Below are 16,733 nucleotides of genomic sequence, written 5' to 3' on the forward strand. Positions count from 1 at the left end.
TCACCCCGCGGCCGCCAGCCATGCGGCCGCCAGCGACCCCACCTCGGCAATCGCCGCGTCGCGCTGCGCGGGCGCAGCGGGGCACTGCGTGAGATAGCACGCCACCACGGCCGGCGCCCCGCCCTCCGGCCACACCACGCCCACGTCGTTGCTGGTGCCGTTGGCGGTGCCGGTCTTCTCGCCGATGCGCCAGCCCGCCGGCATGCCCGCGCGCAGCCGCTTGTCGCCCGTGAGGTTGCCCAGCAACCAGCCCTGCAACCGCGCCCGCGCCTCGCCAGACAGCGCATCGCCCAGCACCAGTTTCTGCACGGTGTGCACCATGGCGCGCGGCGTGGTGGTGTCGCGCAGTTCGCCCGCAGGCACATCGTTGAGCGCGGGCTCGATGCGGTCCAGCCGTGTGTGCGCATCGCCCAGCGTGCGCAGCCAGGCCGTCAGGCCGGCGGGCCCGCCCTGGCGGCGCAGCAGCAGGTTGGCGGCGCTGTTGTCGCTGAGCACCATGGTGGCTTCGCACAACTCGGCCACGGTCATGCCGGCGCCGCCCGCGTGCGGCTCGGTGCGCGGGGAATATTCCACCAGATCCTCCCGGCCATAACGCACGCGTGCATCCAGCCGCTCCAGCCCCTGGTCCGCACGCTGCAGCACCTGGCCGGCCAGCAGCAGCTTGAAAGTGCTGCACAGCGCAAAGCGCTCGTCGCCGCGGTAGGTCGCAAGGGCGTCGGAGCCGGTATCCAGCACGGCCACGCCCAGCCGCCCGCCCACGCGCTGCTCCACCCGGCCCAGCGCGGCCCGCAACTGCTGCGCGACCTGAGCCCTGTTTTCTCGACCCCGGTTTGGGCACACCCCATCACGGGCAGCAGCGCGGCGCCCAGCAACCAGCTTCTTCGGTCCATTGGTTTACCTCGTCATGTGTGGAAAGAAGGCGCCACGATAAGGCGGCACAGGGGGCTTGACCATCGACAATAATCGCCACCAGCCCTTAGAAAAACTTCACCCATGCACCTGCCCCTGAATGCGCTGCGGGCCTTCGAGGCGGCGGCCCGCCACCTGAACCTGACACGCGCCGCGGAGGAACTGCACGTCACCCAGACCGCGGTGAGCCAGCACATCCGCAACCTGGAGGAACGCGTGGGCAAGCCGCTGTTTCGCCGCCTGCCGCGCGGCCTGGCATTGACCGATGAGGGCCGCCAGTTGGTGCCCGTGCTGTCCGACAGCTTTGCGCGCATCGGCCAGGCCCTGCAGCGCCTGGCCGACACCCGCCCGCGCGAGGTGCTGACCGTGGGCGTGGTGGGTACGTTCGCCGTGGGGTGGCTGCTGCCGCGCCTGCGCGCCTTCCATGAAAGCCACCCCTTCGTCGACCTGCGCCTGCTCACGCACAACAACCGCGTGGACCTTGCGGGCGAAGGGCTGGACTGCGCCATCCGCTTCGGCGACGGCGCCTGGCACGGCACCGACGCCGAGCGGCTCATGCCCGCGCCGCTGGCGCCCCTGTGCGCACCAGAAGTGGCTGCGCGCCTGCACGAACCCCTCGACCTGGGCGCCGAGGCCCTGCTGCGCAGCTACCGCACCGACGAGTGGCCCGCATGGTTCGCCGCTGCCCATGCACCCTGCCCCGTGCTGCGCGGCGCGGTGTTCGACTCGTCGCTGACCCTGGCCGAGGCCGCAGCCCAAGGCGCGGGCGTGGCGTTGCTGCCCGTGCGCATGTTAGAGCGCGAACTGCGCCAGGGGCGGTTGGTCCAGCCATTCGCGTGCACGGCAGCGCTGGGCGACTACTGGCTGTGTCGCCTCAAGTCACGCGCCCCGACCGATGCCCTGCAGGCGTTCCGCAACTGGCTGCTGCGCGAGTCCGCGCCGCCGCAGTGATGCCACCCCGCCAGCAAAACCGCATCAAAAAAGCCTTTCAGGCTTATAGGTCAAGCGCCGGCAGCTATAAAACTGGAAGCACCCTGGTTGAAAAAATGCCTGCGCGGCGCAGCCCCGCAATGGGCATAATCGCCGCCATGAACTGGCCCCGCCTCTCGCTCACACTGCGCACCTGGGTGCTGGGCTGGTTCATGGCTTCACTGGGCGTGGCCGTGGCCTCGCCGCTGGTGCACCCACAGTCCCTGCAGCTGGTGTGCTCGGCTTCGGGCGCGGTGATGCTGATGGTCCAAGCGGACGACGGCAGTGTGGGCGCCATGGGCGCGTCCGGTATGGACTGCCCCTTGTGCGCGCCCGCAGGCGCACCGCCCGCCCCCGAAACCGCGGTGGTCGAGCCGCCTCCACCTTTGGCCCATGCGCTGCAGCCCATCGAGGCGGCGCGCATTGCCGCGGCCACCGCCGCGCCGCTGCCGGCGCGCGGCCCTCCCTCGACTCTCTGACCCTGCCGGGCCGCAAGGAGCCTGCTGGCTCCCCAAGCGGCCCTTGCCACGCCCACGCACTGGGTGTGCCTTGCCGCACGAGACAGCACCACCCCCCCGCGCACCACGGGGCGGCGCGCTGCACTCGTCGGCCGTTCTTCCGCAGAGACCGAGAGAGTTTTCACGCATGTTCCGTATCGACATACGCCAGAGCGCCGGCGCGTTCACCTTGGCCGCGCTGGCCGGTGCCGCCTCCGCCCAATCCGCCGACCCGCTGACGCCCACTTTGCCCACCGTGGAGGTAAGCGACGCCACCCAGGCCCCCGGCCTGCTGCCGCTGGACACGCCGGTGGAGACCGGCAGCCGCCTGGGCCTGACCCCGCGCGAGACGCCCGCCAGCGTCACCGTGGTGGACCGCAGCACCATCGAAGCGCGCGGCGCCCAGGACACGCAAGAGGCCCTGCGCGCCATCGCCGGCGTGACGGCCCATGACGCGCCGGGCAGCATCGGCGTGAGCTACCGGGGCTTCAGCAGCGGCTCCATCGCCCAGCTGTTCAACGGCATCAACGTGCAGTACTCGATCGCCGCACGGCCTGTGGACAGCTGGATCTACGACCGTGTGGAGGCCATCGGCGGGCCGTCGAGCTTCCTGTTCGGCTCCGGTGCGGTCGGCGGGTCGATCAACTACCTCACCAAGACACCCGAGCGCTCGGACTTTGCCGAAGGGCAGGTGCGCGTGGGTGCCTACGGCCTCAAGGAGGTCTCACTGGGACTGAACCGGCGCCTGGGCGCCAGCGATGGCACGCCCGCGCGCCACCATGCGCGCCTGGACTTCAACCACCGCGACGCCGGCAGCTGGGTGCGCGGCACCGAGACGCGCGCCACCCAGCTGGCGGCTTCGCTGCTGTCCGATCTGGGCGGCGGCGCGACACATCTGCTGGCCTACGAATGGCAGCATGAGCATGTGGACCGCCCCTACTGGGGCACGCCGCTGCGCACGCCTGCGGTAGGCCGGCTGGGTGTGGACCCTGGCACGCGCTTTCAGAACTACAACAGCACGGACGGCCTGTACGCCCAGCGCGTGCAGTGGCTGCGCTCGGTCACCCAATGGCAGGCCACGCCCACGCTGCAGCTCACCAACACGCTGTACGCCTACAACGCGCTGCGCGACTACCGCAACGTGGAAACCTACCGCTTCAATGCCGCCAATACGCAGGTGGCGCGCAGCGGCGTCCTCCTGCAACGCCACGACCACCAGGTGGTCGGCGAACGCCTGGAGGGCCGCAAACAGGGCACGCTGCTGGGCCGGCGCAGCGACTGGGCCTTCGGCCTGGACGTGAATGTGAACCGGCAAACGCGCTTTCCCAACAGCCTGTCCGGCACGGTGAACACCACCGATCCGTATGACCCGGTGGTGGAGCGCTTCTTCGACATTCCCGGCATGGCTTCGGGCTTCCACGCCGATCGCACCAACAAGGCGACCACCGCCGCCGTGTACCTGGAGAACCGCACAGCCCTCGTGCCCAGGCTGCACCTGGTGACGGCGCTGCGGCACGAGCGCATCTCGCTGGACCTGACCAACCGCCGCGCCGTGACGGCCGCCCTGCCCGCCGCGTTCAGCCGCAGCTACCAGCCGACGACGGGGCGCATGGGCCTGGTGTGGGACATCGTGCCCGGTGCCAACCTCTACGCCCAGTACGCGACGGCGGCCGACCCGCCGTCGGGCGTCCTGTCCACCGCCTCGTTCGCGGACGTGATCAACAACAGCCGCCTCACCAGCGGCCGCCAGGCCGAGGTGGGCGGCAAGCTCGACTTCTGGGACGGCAAGGGCACCACCACGCTGGCGCTCTACAAGATCACACGCAGCAACATCGCCACGCAGGACCCCGATCGCCCCGGGGTGACCGTGCTCGTGGGCGAGCAGTCGGCGCGCGGCGCCGAGATCGCCGTGGGCCTGCGCCCGTCGCCGCGCTGGCAGGTGCAGGCCAACCTCACGCATGTGGATGCGCAGTACGAGCAGTTCGTGCAGGGCGGCGTGTCGCTGGCGGGCAAGACCCCCACGAACACCCCGGCGACGGTGGCCAACCTCTGGCTGGCGTACGCGCTCACGCCCACGCTGCAGGCCAGCGCGGGCGTGCGCCACGTGGGCAAGGTATATGCCGACGCCACCAACACCCAATGGTGTCCTTCCTACACGCTGCTGGACCTGGGCCTGGCGTGGAAGCTGAACCCCACGACCACCCTCACGGGCCGCGTGCGCAATGCCACCGACCGCGTATATGCGGCCAACGTGGGCAGCCAGGCCTATCTGGGCGCGCCGCGCACGCTGGACGTAGCGCTGCACGTGGCTTTCTGAAGCACGGGGTACGCAAGCCATGTCGCACCTCAAACGCTGGATGTTCCTCGCCCACCGCTGGCTGGGTGTGGCGCTGTGCGTGCTGTTCGCGCTGTGGTTCGTCTCCGGCGTGGTGATGATGTACGTGGGCTATCCCAAGCTCACGCCCGCCGAGCGGCTGATGCACCTGCCGCCGCTGCGCGGCGCCGCCGTGGCGCTGGAGCCCGACCAGGCCCTGGCCGCCGCCGGGCTGCAGGGCCCGCTGCGCGACCTGCGGCTGGCCGTGGCCAGCGGCGGGCGGGCGGTGTACCTGGCCACGCCCCAGCCGTTCAAGGCCGCCCCGCCCGGCAACGCACGCCCGCGCGGCGCCCCGGTGGTGATCGACGCCCGCACCGGCGCCGTGCTCACGGCCGTCGACGCGCCACGGGCATTGGCCAGCGCTGCAGCCTACGCGCAGGGTCCGGCCCATGCCGTTCACGAAGGCACGCTGCAGGAAGACGCCTTCACCCACTCCCGCGCGCTGGACATGCACCGGCCCCTGCACCGCGTGCGCCTGGGCGATGCACACGACACGGTGCTTTACATCTCCGGCACGACCGGCGAGGTGGTGCGCGATGCCACACGCACCGAGCGCCAATGGAACTACGCGGGCGCGTGGCTGCACTGGCTGTACCCGCTGCGCGGCGGCCTGGTGGACCGCTACTGGGCGGACATCGTCAATGCGCTGTCGCTGCTGGGTATCGCCGCAGTGGTCACAGGCGGCGTGATCGGCATCCTTCGCTGGCGCTTCGCGGGCACCTACCGCAGCGGCCGGCGTACGCCGTTCCCGTCCGCATGGGCGCGCTGGCATCACGTGGCGGGCCTGCTGTTCATGGTCGTCACGCTCGCGTGGATCTTCAGCGGCCTGATGTCCATGAACCCCTGGCGCATCTTCGACAGCGGCGCACCCGCTCTGCGCACCAACGCCATGCACGGCGGGCCCCTGCAGCTGCCGCACGCAGGCGCACCCGTGGCCGCCCTGCTACAGGCTGCGTCCACCGACACGCGCGAACTACGCTGGACACGCACCGCCGGCCATACGCTGGTGCAGGCGTTGCCCGCCTCTGGCCCGCCCACGGTGCTGGACGCGCATACCGCCCTGCCCCACGCATGGCAGCCGGGCGAGCTGGAAGCCGCCGCAGCCCGGCTGGTCGATGCGCCGCTGCAGCGCGTCGAGACCCTGCGCGCGTACGACGCCTACTACTACACGCGGGACGCCCACACCATGACCGGCGGCACCGACAAACCGCTGCCCGTGCTGCGGCTGGTGTTCGGCGACCCGCACGCCAGCTGGGTGCACCTGGACCCACACACGGGCGCAGTGCTGGGTCGGCTGGACCGGCACCGCCGCACCTCGCGCTGGCTGTTCGGCCTGCTGCACAGCTGGGACTGGCTGCCGCTGCTGCAGCGCCGGCCGTTGTGGGACGTGCTGCTGGTGGCGCTGAGTGTGGGCGGCACGGTGATCAGCCTGAGCGGCGTCGTGCTGGGCTGGCGGCGCGTACGGCGCAAGCTGGGCTGGCGTACACCTGCCGCACCCCAGGCCCCGATGCGGTGATGGACAGCGCTGCATACTCGGGCGCATGCCCGCCACGTCTGCCCTGCCCGTTCTGTATTCGTTTCGCCGCTGCCCCTATGCCATCCGCGCGCGCATGGCGCTGGCGGTGAGCGGCCAGCGCTGCGAACTGCGCGAAGTGGTGCTGCGCGACAAGCCCGCGGCGCTGCTGGCCGTATCGCCCCAAGCCACGGTGCCCGTGCTGGTGCTGCCGGGGCAGGTGCTGGAGCACAGCCTGGACATCATGCGATGGGCCTTGGCGGCCCATGACCCGCACGGCTGGCTCATCCCCGGCCGGGGCGACCTGGGCGCCATGCTGGAGCTCATCGCGCAGTGCGATGGTCCGTTCAAGCGGGCGCTGGACCGTTGCAAGTACCCCAACCGCTACCCCGACGCCAGCCCGGCGGACGAACGGGCCGCCGCCCATGCCTGGCTGCGGGTGCTGGAACAGCGCCTGGCCTTGGAGCCGGGCGGGCACCTCTTCGGCCCACGCGCCGCCTTGGCCGACATGGCCATCGCGCCCTTCGTGCGCCAGTTCGCCGGCATCGACGACGCGCAGTGGCAGGCCGCACCCTGGCCGCACCTGCGCGCATGGCTGGTGCGCTGGCAGCAGTCGCCGCTGTTCCTGGGCGTCATGCACAAGTACGAGACCTGGAAGCCCGGCGCGCCGCCCGTGGTCTTCCCACCCACAACCGCGTGAGATGGGTTGGAGACGGGGTGAAGACGAGGTGAAGCGCCGCGGGGCGCCCGAAGGCGCCCCGCGAGAGGTCAAAAAAGACGCGTAGTTATGCCCGGGCCAGCGTGTCCGGCGCGCCGCGCCCGCCGCGCACCAACAGCACCAGCAGCAGCACGGCAAACACCAAGAACCAGACAAACGACCAGTTGGCGATGGAGCCGCCGAGGAACGTCCAGTCCACCGCCGTGCAGTCGCCCGAGCCGCGGAAGATCATGGGGATGGCGCGGCTGATGGGGTAGTTCTCGATCATTCCGTAGAAGTCGCGCCCGCAAGTGGCGATCTCTGGCGGGTACCACTGCAGCCAGCTCTGGCGCGCGGCCGTGAAGCCGCCAAAACCCGCTGCTGCCAGCGCCAGCACCGTCCAACCCATCCACCAGCCTTTTGTGCCTCTAGCGCTTGCCAGTCCTGCGAAGACCGCTACACCTATGAGAGCATAGCGCTGCACGATGCACATCGGGCAAGGCTCCAGTCCCACCACATGCTGCAGGTACATGCCGAAGGCCAGCATGGCCACGCAGGCGGCACTGATCAGCGCCAGGATGCGGCGCGGGGCGGTATCAATCCAGTTCAACAACACTTTTTGTTTTCCTTGCAGGGAGCGGCGTCCGCATCCGCTCCCTTGGCAGGCAGCGGCGCTCAGATGCCGGCGGCTTCGTCCAGAAACACCTTGGCGCGCCGCGGTGTCACCACCAGCGTCTCGCCCTCACGCAGCCCCATCTCGTGGAATTGCTGCGCCGGAATCTGCGCTTCGATCAACGCGTCCGAGGGCGCATTGTCCGCCGATTGGGTATCGCCCTCGGGGATTAGTTCCAGCCGCGCGATCGGCCCCACCACGATGGCGCGCGCCAACTGCACCACGATGCCGCGCGGGCGCCCGTGCGCGTCCAGCGCCTGGCCGGGGGAATAGCGCTCCACGTCCAGGTCGTGCGGGCGCACGTAGGCGAACGCGCGCGCATCGTCGGCATGCTGGGCCTCGGGGCTTTCCAGCTGCATACCGTCGTCCAGGTACACCCGGCCGTCGTTGGCGCGGCCCTTGAACAGGTTCACGTCGCCCAAAAAGCCATAGACGAAGGGGCTGGCAGGGTTGTCCCACACCTGCTGGGGCGTGCCCTGCTGCTCGATGCGTCCCTGGTTGATGACGACCACGCGGTCGGCCACTTCCAGCGCCTCCTCCTGGTCGTGCGTGACGAAGATGCTGGTCACGTGCAGCTCGTCATGCAAACGGCGCAGCCAGCGGCGAAGCTCCTTGCGCACCTTGGCATCCAGCGCGCCGAAGGGCTCGTCCAGCAGCAGCACCTTGGGCTCCACGGCCAGCGCGCGCGCCAGGGCGATACGCTGGCGCTGCCCGCCCGAAAGCTGGGAGGGATAGCGGTCGGCGATCCAGTCCAGCTGCACGAGCTTGAGCAGGCTCATCACCTTCTCCTTGATCTGCGCTTCGGACGGCCGCTCCTTGCGCGGCTTCATGCGCAGGCCGAAGGCCACGTTGTCGAACACCGTCATGTGCCGAAACAGCGCGTAGTGCTGGAACACGAAGCCTACGCCGCGCTCGCGCACGTGCACGTCGGTCGTGTCCTCGCCGCTGAAGTGGATGCTGCCCACGTCGGGGGTCTCCAGCCCCGCGATGATGCGCAAGAGCGTGGTCTTGCCGCAGCCCGAGGGGCCCAGGAGCGCGATGAGTTCGCCCGACTGGATGTCCAGGCTGACGTCGCGCAGCGCCTGGAAGTCGCCGAACTGCTTGCTGACGTTGCGGATTTCAATGCTCATGTGTTCGTCCTTCAGCGCGGCGCGCCGGGCGCGGGCGCAGGCCGCTCGGGCGGCAGCGCGGCCGCGGCCTTCATTTCCTGTTCGCTCTTCCATTCGGCCACCGACTTGATGACCAGCGTGACCAATGCCAGCAGCGCCAGCAGCGAGGCGGCTGCGAACGCGGCCACCGATTGGTATTCGTTGTAGAGGATCTCCACGTGCAGCGGGATGGTGTTGGTCTGGCCGCGGATGTGGCCCGACACCACCGACACCGCGCCGAACTCGCCCATCGCCCGGGCATTGCACAGGATCACGCCGTACAGCAGGCCCCACTTGATGTTGGGCAGCGTCACGTGCCAGAAGGTCTGCCAGCCGCTCGCGCCCAGCACCACCGCCGCCTGCTCCTCGTCGTTGCCCTGCGCCTGCATCAGCGGGATCAGTTCACGCGCGATGAACGGGAACGTGACGAACACGGTGGCCAGCACGATGCCCGGCACGGCGAAGATGATCTTGATGTCGTGCGCCGCCAGCCAGGGCCCCAGCCAGCCGTTGGCGCCGAACACCAGCACGTACATCAGGCCCGCCACCACGGGCGAGATGGAGAACGGCAGATCGATCAGCGTGGTCAAGAAGGCCTTGCCCTTGAACTCGTACTTGGCGATGCACCACGCCGCGGCGATGCCGAACACCAGGTTCAGCGGCACGGCGATCACGGCCGTGAGCAGCGTGAGCTGGATGGCGGACCAGGCGTCGGGCTCGCGCAGGCCCTCCAGGTAGGCATTCACACCCTTGCGCAGCGCCTCGGTGAACACGGCGGCCAGCGGCAACACCAGGAACAGCAGCAGGAACACCATGGCAAGGCCAATCAGCGCCCACTGGATCCAGCGCGCCTCGGTCGTTCCGGCCTGCGCGCGCCGCACGGTATGGGTGTTCGCGGCGCTCATGCGGGTGCTCCTGCGTGGCGGCGCTGCCAGGCCTGCAAGGCGTTGATGACCAGCAGAAGGACGAAAGAGATCACCAGCATCACCACCGCCACGGCAGTGGCGCCTGCGTAGTCGTACTGCTCCAGCTTGCCGATGATGATCAGCGGCGTGATTTCAGACACCATGGGCATGTTGCCGGCGATGAAGATGACGGAGCCGTACTCGCCCACGGCACGCGCGAACGCCATGGCAAAGCCGGTGAGCAGCGCGGGCATGATGGCCGGCAGGATCACATGGCGAAAGATCTGCCAACGCGTGGCGCCCAGGCTGGTGGCCGCTTCTTCCAACTCTTTCTCGCTGTCTTCCAGCACCGGCTGCACCGTGCGCACCACGAACGGCAGGCCGATGAAAATCAGCGCAATCACAATGCCGTTGGGGTTGAATGCGAGCTGGATGCCCAGCGGCTCCAGGTACTGCCCCACCCAGCCATTGCCCGCGAGCAGTGCGGTGAGCGAAATACCGGCAACCGCCGTGGGCAGCGCGAACGGCAGGTCCACCAGCGCATCCACGATCTTCTTGCCCGGGAACTTGTAGCGCACCAGCACCCAGGCGATGAGCAAGCCGAACACCAAGTTCACGCAGGCGGCGATGAACGAGGCACCGAACGTGAGGCGGTACGACGCCAGCACGCGCGGCGACGCCACCGCTTCCCAGAACTGCGGCCAGGTCATGGTGAACGTCTTGAGCAGCAGCGCCAGCAGCGGGATCAGCACGATGATGCTCAGGTAAAACAGCGTGTAGCCCAGCGTGAGGCCAAAGCCGGGCAATACCCTCTTGGCTCGCCTGGGGGCGCTTTTCTTGCCACTCATATGGAGTTATCCGTTATTCGCCGCCGGTCAAAAGCCGGTGCGGCCCACGCCCGCAGGCACCGCGCTTGCATGCGCGGGCACCGCCACCCAACCCGGGCAGTCATGGCGGGGTGAAGGCGCCAGGCGGCTCAGGGGCGTGTTCACTGCTTACTTGCCAGGCGTGTAGAGCTTGTCGAACTGACCGCCGTCGTTGAAGTGCACCTTCTGCGCCTCGGTCAGCGAGCCAAAGTACTTGGCCACCGTGAACTGCTGGATGGGCTTGAACAGGTCGGCATGCTTCTTGAGCACCGCCTCGGAGCGCGGGCGGATCGCGTGCTTGGCGGCGATTTCCTGCGCTTCATCCGAGTACAGGTAGTCGAGGTAGGCCTTGGCCAGCTCGCCCGTGCCCTTCTTGGCGACCGTGCGCTCCACGATGGCCACGGGGTTCTCGGCCGTCACGCTCACCGAGGGATAGACCGCGTCCACCTTGCCCTTGCCGAACTCACGCTCCACCGACACCACCTCCGACTCGAACGTGATCAGCACGTCCCCAATGTTGCGCTGCAGGAAGGTGGCCGTGGCATCACGCCCACCCTTGGCCAGCACGGGCACGTTCTTGTAGAGCTTGCCCACGAACTCCGCCGCCTGGGCGTCGCTGCCGCCCTTCTCGCGCACCGAGCCCCAGGCGCCCAGGTAGGCGTAACGGCCGTTGCCACCGGTCTTGGGGTTCACCACCACCACCTTCACATCGGGGCGGATCAGGTCGTTCCAGTCCTTGATGTTCTTGGGATTGCCGTGGCGCACCAGGAACAGCATGGTGGAGGTGGTGGGCGATGCGTCATGCGGGAATTTCTTGGCCCAGTCCTTGGCCACCACGCCGTTGTCCGCGAGGAACTGCACGTCGGTGGTGGTGTTGAAGGTGACCACGTCGGCGGCCAGGCCATCGTTCACGGCGCGCGCCTGGGCGCTGGAGCCTCCATGGGCCTGGTCCACCTTGATGTCCACGCCCTTGGTTTTCTTGTAGTAGGCAATGAAGGCCTGGTTGTAGTCCTTGTAGAACTCGCGCGCCACGTCATAGGAGACGTTCAGCAGCGCATTGGCCTGGGCCGAGGCCAGCCCGCTGGCCGCCAGGGCCAGCGTGGCGAGAAGGGTCTTGAGCTTGGTTGCCGGGGTCATGGGAGCGCCTCCACGTTGCAGGAAATCATGCATTGTGGAGAGCGCAGGTTAAAACTCAAAAGAATATATTTTTGTAAATTTATCCACAGATGAGCATATGTAATGCCATCTGGCACACAGGCTCCCGGCACCGCCATGGAAAGTCAAATTGGTCTCTAGCCCTTATGCGATAAGCGCTACCAGCTATCAAAAGCAAAGCGCCCTTACATCGATCCCCCACTGGGGATCAAGCCGCACCGCCCATGCATCCCGCGCTCTTGCGTACAGCACGCACCGCCGCATCAGCGGGGCAGTGCCGCGCCGGCCGTGGCCGTGTCGCCCCGCTCGCAGACCGCGGCGGAATGGCCGGGCACGGTTTCACCCAGGAAGTCCAGAAAGCTGCGCACCGCCGGCGATAAGCCGCGCCGCGACGCAAACACCGCATGCACCACGCTGCGCGGCTGCGTCCACTGGGGCAGCAGGTGCACCAGCCGGCCCTCCTGCAATTCCGACATGCACATGTAGTCCGGCATCCAGCACAGGCCCGTGCCCGCCAACGCGGCGAATTTGAGCGTCAGCAGGTCGTCGGCCACGTAGCGCGGCGTGAAGTGCACGGTTTCCTCGCGCCCCTCGGGGCCGATCAGGCGCAGGCTGGCGCGCCCGTCGGCCGCGGACATGGCCAGCGTGTCCAGCAGCGCCAGGTCGCGCAGCGAGGTGGGCGTGCCCTGGCGCCGCAGTTGCTCGGGGCTGGCCACCAGCAGCAGGCGCACCTCGTCCAGGCGCTTGACCACCATGCTGCCGCTGTCCTCCAGCGTGGGGCGCACGCGCAGCGCCACGTCCACGCCCTCTTCCACCACGTTCACCACGCGGTTGGTGACCTGCATCTCCAGGCGCACCTGGGGATGGCGCTGCAGGAACTGCGGCATCAGCTCGGCCACCACCGTCTGCGCCAGCGTCACCGGGCAGGTCACGCGCACGGTGCCGCGCGGTTCGGTCTGTACCTGGTCCACCGTGTCCTGCGCTGCCTGGGCCGAATCACGCATGGCCTGGCAATGGCGCAGGTAGGCCTCGCCCACCTCGGTGAGCGACAGCGTGCGCGTGGTGCGCTGCAGCAGGCGCACGCCCAGGCGCGCTTCCAGCTCGGCCACGCGGCGCGACAGGCGCGACTTCGGGATCCCCAGCGCCCGGCCCGCCGCGGCAAAGCCGCCGCGCTCGGCCACCTCGGCGAAATAAAGCATGTCGTTCAGATCCTGCATCGCGCGCCTTTCGTTCCAAATTCAGAACAATCTATCGCATCACCGCCTGCTTATCAAACATTCGGTCCAAAACGACAATCTATCCATCGCCCCATTGCGGGTTTGTCCCTATCCCCAGGAGATTTCCATGCAACTGCTGCACATCGATTCCGCCATCACCGGTGACCAGTCCGTCTCGCGCCAGCTCACGGCGCAGATCGTCGAGGCCTGGAAGGCCAGCCATCCCGCCACCCAGGTGAGCTACCTGGACCTGGTGGCCGACGCGCCTGCGCACTTCACAATGGATGCGATGGCACCGCGCACCGGCCAGACCGACGGCCTGAGCGAGGCGCAGCAGCGCGAGAACGCCGTGTCCGAGCGGCTGGTGAGCCAGTTCCTGGCGGCCGACGTGGTGGTGATCGGCGCACCGTTCTACAACTTCGCCATCCCCACGCAGCTCAAGGCCTGGATCGACCGCATCGCCCAGCCCGGCCGCACCTTCCAGTACACCGCCAACGGCCCCGAGGGCCTGGCCAAGGGCAAGACGGTGATCGTGGCGTCGAGCCGCGGCGGCGTGTATTCCACCAGCGAAGGCGGCCGCGCCATGGAGCACCAGGAAAGCTACCTGCAGACCGTGCTGGGCTTCTTCGGTGTGACCGACGTGCGCTTCGTGCGCGCCGAGGGCGTGGCCATGGGTGGCGATGCCAAGGCCCAGGCCCTGGCCGCCGCCGCCCAGGCGATCGAGGCCCACGTAAAGGCCCATGCCGCCAACCAGGACCGCGTCAGCCAGGCCGCCTGATCGGCCCCGGCGCCTCGCCAAACAAAACCCGCCTCCGGCCATGCCGGGGCGGGTTTTTTCATATCAAAATGGGCTCTAACCCTTGATAGTCAAGCGCAAACAGCTATCTATCGATAGCAACTGTCAGCCGTTGTGGCGCTTGACCCAGGCGATGTACCGGTCCATCCAGCGCTGCAAGAAGTCCTTGCTGCCCTCGCCGATGGTGCCGTCTTCGTTGAACAGGCCGTCCTTGGCATGGATGAATGCCTCGGGCTGGCCCAGTGTGGGCATGTCCAGGTAGGCCAGCACATTGCGCAGATGCTGCTGCGCCATCGCCGTGCCCATGGCGCCGATGGAAACGCCGATCACACCCGCGGGCTTGCCCGCCCAGGCGCTCTGGCCATAGGGGCGCGATGCGTTGTCGAGGGCGTTCTTGAGCACGCCGGGGATGGAGCGGTTGTATTCCGCCGTGACGAACAGCACGCCCTGCGACCCGGCGATCTCCTTCTTGAGTCGTTGCACGGACTCGGCCTGCTGGCCGTCGTCATCCTGGTTGTACAGCGGCAGGTCGTCGATGCGCACCTGGTGGAATTCGCAGTCCGCGGGCGCCATGCGCGCCAGCGCATGGGCCAGCTTGCGGTTGAACGAATCCTTGCGAAGGCTGCCGACGACGACGGCAATGCGGTAGTGGCTCATACGGACCCTTTCTGGCAGAGGTAGGCGCCGCGCAGCGCCATCGCCGTGGCGGGCGGCCGGACCATCTTACGGGCCGTCGCGGAACGCTGCTGTCAGACAAGCGGCGGTCACGGCACCGGGGCCGGGGCCCGTCGAGGCCCACCGCCGCGCGCCATCACCAGCCTGCCAGCACCGAGCCCTTGAATTGCGTTTCGATGAAGCGGCGGATCTCCTCGCTCTGGTAGGCCTTGACCAGTTGCGCCACCCAGGGCTTGTTCTTGTCGGCCTCACGCACCACGAGCAGGTTGACGTAGGGGCCGTCCGGGCTTTCCTGCGCGATGGAATCGGTCTTGGGGTTCAGGCCGGCGGAGATGGCGAAGTTGGTGTTGATGGCCGAGGCGTCCAGGTCGTCCAGCGAGCGCGGCAGCTGCGCGGCGTCCAGCTCCACGAACTTGAGCTTCTTCGGGTTGCCCACCACGTCCAGCGGCGTGGCCTTCAGGCCTGCGCCGTCCTTGAGCTTGATGAGGCCCTGCGCCTGCAGCAGCAGCAGCACGCGGCCGCCGTTGGTGGGGTCGTTGGGAATGCCGAAGCGCGCGCCTTCCTTCAGGTCGGCCAGCTTCTTGACCTTCTTGGAATACAGGCCGATGGGGAAGTTGACGGTGCTGGCCGCCACGGCGAACTTGTAGCCACGGTCCTTGATCTGCGCATCCAGGTAGGGCTTGTGCTGGTAGCTGTTGGCGTCCAGGTCGCCGGCGGCCAGGGCCGCGTTGGGCTGCACATAGTCGCTGAACTCCACCACCTGGATCTTCAGGCCCTGCTGTTCGGCCACTTTTTTGACCTGCTCGAAGATCTGCGCGTGCGGGCCCGCCGTCACGCCGATCTTCAGCGGCTTGTCCTGCGCCAGGGCGTGGCCCGAGAGGCCGGCGGCCATTGCCAGGGCCAGGGTCGATTGGAGCAGGGAGCGCTTGGAAATCACGGGAAACCTTTCATACCGTTACAGGGAGAGCCGGCATCGTAGCCCCTGCGGCGCGCCCTCCGAACGATTACTTTTCCATATCCAAAGAACCCGCACACATGAAGAGCACCCGGACAGCAGAGCACGTGCGAAGGTGAAAGGCCGCGCATTCTCCACCGCCCCGGGAAGGCCGCGGCGGCGCCCCGTCAGCCCTTGAGCGCCACGTTGTTGAGCTTGTCCAACCGCGCGGGCCAGCCGCCCTCCTCGGCCGACTGCAGCAGGATGCGCGTCCAGGCGATCCAGGCGTCCCACTGCACGCGCTTGTCCCAGGCATTGCCCCAGGCGCTGAAGGCCTGCAGCGCCCCGCGTGCGGCGCACGCCGCGTCGTGCGCGCGGCCGGCCGACAGGTACAGCTGTGCCAGCACCATCTGCGGCTCGCCCACCCAGGGGTTCAGGCGCACGGCCTGCTCCAGCGTGGCCGTGGCGCCGTCCAGGTCCACCAGCGGCTGCGCCAACTGGATCACCGACCAATACAGGGCCGTGGCGGCCGCCTCGTCCTGCGCTGTCAGGCCCTGGCTGCAGTGGTCGAACACGGGCGGCAGCGGCAACTGCCCGCGCAGCCCGGGGTGCTGCAACGCCAGGCCCAGCGCCGCGATCTGGCTGACCATGCGGGACGTGGGGCGCATGGGTCCGGGCCACAGCGACGCTGCCCAGTGCACGGCCTGTGGGCGCGAAGGATCGACGGCGGGAAAGCGCGAGTAGATGTCGTCCTGCCAGCTGAACCACTGCTCGATCGTGTCGGCCATGCTGACGATGGTGAAAGCCGCCACCTCGTAGGGTGCGAGGTGCACGGTCTGGCGCGGTGCGGGGCCATTCTTCTCCACGACCAGCGAGCCGTCGGCCTGCAGCTCGCCGGCCAGCACCTTTTGCACGAACTGCGCGCGGCTCATGGTGCAGAACAGGTACACCAGGTGCTCGGCGCTCTCGCCCACCAGCGCCTGCAGGCGGCCGCGCTCGCTGGCTGCGTCGAACTTCACCAGGTCGACGAAGGCATTGCCGTACACGCTGTGCAGCAGCCCGAGCAGACGCACGTCCCGGGGCTGGCCCCACAGCGCCAGCGACCGGGCCACGCCCACCAGGTGATGGCGGAAGGTTCCGGCCTTGTGCCAGTCTTGCCCCACACCGCGCGCCAGCACCATGGGCAGCACGGGAGCCAGATCGGCATCGTGGGCCAGCCATTCATCGTCCAGCAGGGACTGGGCGCGCTGGAACAGCGCGTCATCCGGTGGCGCAAAGGCGGGCAGTGCGGACATGGCGGGGTCTCCTTCGTGGTAGTGGCTTTGCCATCGAGTATCGGCCAAGCCGCCCGCACACGCAGGTCTTCTGTCAAAACAGCCCGCAGCGCCCGCTGCACAAGCGCCAA

The 16,733-nt window shown here is 68.4% G+C and carries 16 protein-coding genes; 6 read left to right on the forward strand and 10 right to left on the reverse strand.

Features of this window, described 5'->3' with window-relative positions; translation table 11 throughout:
• A complete protein-coding gene (gene bla / locus BA022_RS06550; protein WP_418236139.1) occupies positions 1–840 on the reverse strand; it encodes a class A beta-lactamase in 840 nt (279 codons plus the stop codon).
• 153 nt (positions 841–993) lie between these two features.
• Between bla and BA022_RS06555 the strand changes: the two genes are divergently transcribed.
• From BA022_RS06555 to BA022_RS06575, 5 genes are all read left to right on the forward strand, one after another.
• Positions 994–1,860 carry a LysR family transcriptional regulator gene (locus BA022_RS06555; RefSeq protein WP_088886952.1) on the forward strand — a complete coding sequence of 289 codons (867 nt, stop codon included), beginning with the start codon at positions 994–996 and terminating at the stop codon, positions 1,858–1,860.
• A 137-nt stretch (positions 1,861–1,997) separates the two neighbouring features.
• Complete coding sequence (locus tag BA022_RS06560; protein ID WP_228403732.1) at positions 1,998–2,357, forward strand: DUF2946 family protein; 360 nt, start codon at positions 1,998–2,000, stop codon at positions 2,355–2,357.
• Between the two features lie 166 nt (positions 2,358–2,523).
• On the forward strand, positions 2,524–4,692 hold the full coding sequence (locus tag BA022_RS06565; protein ID WP_088886954.1) for a TonB-dependent receptor: 2,169 nt from the start codon (positions 2,524–2,526) through the stop codon (positions 4,690–4,692).
• Between the two features lie 19 nt (positions 4,693–4,711).
• Positions 4,712–6,265 carry a PepSY-associated TM helix domain-containing protein gene (locus tag BA022_RS06570; protein ID WP_088886955.1) on the forward strand — a complete coding sequence of 518 codons (1,554 nt, stop codon included), beginning with the start codon at positions 4,712–4,714 and terminating at the stop codon, positions 6,263–6,265.
• Between the two features lie 25 nt (positions 6,266–6,290).
• Positions 6,291–6,962: a glutathione S-transferase gene (locus BA022_RS06575; RefSeq protein WP_088886956.1), complete on the forward strand. Its 672-nt coding sequence runs from the start codon at positions 6,291–6,293 to the stop codon at positions 6,960–6,962.
• A gap of 85 nt (positions 6,963–7,047) precedes the next feature.
• On the opposite strand, the gene BA022_RS06580 is transcribed toward BA022_RS06575, so the two are convergent.
• From BA022_RS06580 to BA022_RS06605, 6 genes are all read right to left on the reverse strand, one after another.
• Positions 7,048–7,575, reverse strand: a complete 528-nt coding sequence (locus BA022_RS06580; protein ID WP_088886957.1) for a disulfide bond formation protein B — start codon at positions 7,573–7,575, stop codon at positions 7,048–7,050.
• A gap of 59 nt (positions 7,576–7,634) precedes the next feature.
• Positions 7,635–8,762, reverse strand: a complete 1,128-nt coding sequence (locus tag BA022_RS06585; RefSeq protein ID WP_011805541.1) for a sulfate/molybdate ABC transporter ATP-binding protein — start codon at positions 8,760–8,762, stop codon at positions 7,635–7,637.
• An 11-nt stretch (positions 8,763–8,773) separates the two neighbouring features.
• Positions 8,774–9,685, reverse strand: coding sequence for a sulfate ABC transporter permease subunit CysW (cysW, locus tag BA022_RS06590; RefSeq protein ID WP_088886958.1), 912 nt, complete (start codon positions 9,683–9,685; stop codon positions 8,774–8,776).
• Entirely contained in the window at positions 9,682–10,533 is an 852-nt protein-coding gene (cysT, locus tag BA022_RS06595; RefSeq protein ID WP_011805543.1) for a sulfate ABC transporter permease subunit CysT, read from the reverse strand. Before cysT ends, cysW begins: the two co-directional genes overlap by 4 nt.
• Positions 10,534–10,680: 147 nt before the next feature.
• A complete protein-coding gene (locus tag BA022_RS06600) occupies positions 10,681–11,688 on the reverse strand; it encodes a sulfate ABC transporter substrate-binding protein (RefSeq protein ID WP_088888535.1) in 1,008 nt (335 codons plus the stop codon).
• 281 nt (positions 11,689–11,969) lie between these two features.
• Positions 11,970–12,923: a LysR family transcriptional regulator gene (locus tag BA022_RS06605; protein WP_015913095.1), complete on the reverse strand. Its 954-nt coding sequence runs from the start codon at positions 12,921–12,923 to the stop codon at positions 11,970–11,972.
• A 127-nt stretch (positions 12,924–13,050) separates the two neighbouring features.
• Between BA022_RS06605 and BA022_RS06610 the strand changes: the two genes are divergently transcribed.
• The gene (locus BA022_RS06610) at positions 13,051–13,701 is read left to right on the forward strand and encodes an FMN-dependent NADH-azoreductase (protein ID WP_015913094.1); all 651 of its coding nucleotides are present in this window, start codon (positions 13,051–13,053) and stop codon (positions 13,699–13,701) included.
• 123 nt (positions 13,702–13,824) lie between these two features.
• Here BA022_RS06610 and BA022_RS06615 read toward each other — a convergent pair whose 3' ends face one another.
• The 3 genes from BA022_RS06615 to BA022_RS06625 all read right to left on the reverse strand — a co-directional run bounded on the left by BA022_RS06615 (position 13,825) and on the right by BA022_RS06625 (position 16,623).
• Positions 13,825–14,376, reverse strand: a complete 552-nt coding sequence (locus BA022_RS06615; RefSeq protein WP_011805547.1) for an NADPH-dependent FMN reductase — start codon at positions 14,374–14,376, stop codon at positions 13,825–13,827.
• 154 nt (positions 14,377–14,530) lie between these two features.
• Positions 14,531–15,331 (reverse strand): MetQ/NlpA family ABC transporter substrate-binding protein, encoded by an 801-nt coding sequence (locus tag BA022_RS06620; RefSeq protein WP_088886959.1) that lies wholly within the window; start codon positions 15,329–15,331, stop codon positions 14,531–14,533.
• A gap of 185 nt (positions 15,332–15,516) precedes the next feature.
• Positions 15,517–16,623, reverse strand: coding sequence for a DUF6817 domain-containing protein (locus tag BA022_RS06625; protein WP_088886960.1), 1,107 nt, complete (start codon positions 16,621–16,623; stop codon positions 15,517–15,519).
• Between the last annotated feature and the right edge of the window lie 110 nt (positions 16,624–16,733).

The sequence above is a fragment of the Diaphorobacter nitroreducens genome, assembly GCF_002214645.1.
In the GTDB taxonomy this organism is placed as follows: Bacteria; Pseudomonadota; Gammaproteobacteria; order Burkholderiales; family Burkholderiaceae_C; genus Diaphorobacter; species Diaphorobacter nitroreducens.

Bases quoted from the DNA above. Each gene is read 5' to 3' on its own strand.
- BA022_RS06555 (WP_088886952.1), top strand. From the start codon at position 994: ATGCACCTGCCCCTGAATGCGCTGCGGGCCTTCGAGGCGGCGGCCCGC.
- BA022_RS06560 (WP_228403732.1), top strand. From the start codon at position 1,998: ATGAACTGGCCCCGCCTCTCGCTCACACTGCGCACCTGGGTGCTGGGC.
- BA022_RS06565 (WP_088886954.1), top strand. From the start codon at position 2,524: ATGTTCCGTATCGACATACGCCAGAGCGCCGGCGCGTTCACCTTGGCC.
- BA022_RS06570 (WP_088886955.1), top strand. From the start codon at position 4,712: ATGTCGCACCTCAAACGCTGGATGTTCCTCGCCCACCGCTGGCTGGGT.
- BA022_RS06575 (WP_088886956.1), top strand. From the start codon at position 6,291: ATGCCCGCCACGTCTGCCCTGCCCGTTCTGTATTCGTTTCGCCGCTGC.
- BA022_RS06585 (WP_011805541.1), bottom strand. From the start codon at position 8,762: ATGAGCATTGAAATCCGCAACGTCAGCAAGCAGTTCGGCGACTTCCAG.
- cysW (WP_088886958.1), bottom strand. From the start codon at position 9,685: ATGAGCGCCGCGAACACCCATACCGTGCGGCGCGCGCAGGCCGGAACG.
- cysT (WP_011805543.1), bottom strand. From the start codon at position 10,533: ATGAGTGGCAAGAAAAGCGCCCCCAGGCGAGCCAAGAGGGTATTGCCC.
- BA022_RS06600 (WP_088888535.1), bottom strand. From the start codon at position 11,688: ATGACCCCGGCAACCAAGCTCAAGACCCTTCTCGCCACGCTGGCCCTG.
- BA022_RS06605 (WP_015913095.1), bottom strand. From the start codon at position 12,923: ATGCAGGATCTGAACGACATGCTTTATTTCGCCGAGGTGGCCGAGCGC.
- BA022_RS06610 (WP_015913094.1), top strand. From the start codon at position 13,051: ATGCAACTGCTGCACATCGATTCCGCCATCACCGGTGACCAGTCCGTC.
- BA022_RS06615 (WP_011805547.1), bottom strand. From the start codon at position 14,376: ATGAGCCACTACCGCATTGCCGTCGTCGTCGGCAGCCTTCGCAAGGAT.
- BA022_RS06625 (WP_088886960.1), bottom strand. From the start codon at position 16,623: ATGTCCGCACTGCCCGCCTTTGCGCCACCGGATGACGCGCTGTTCCAG.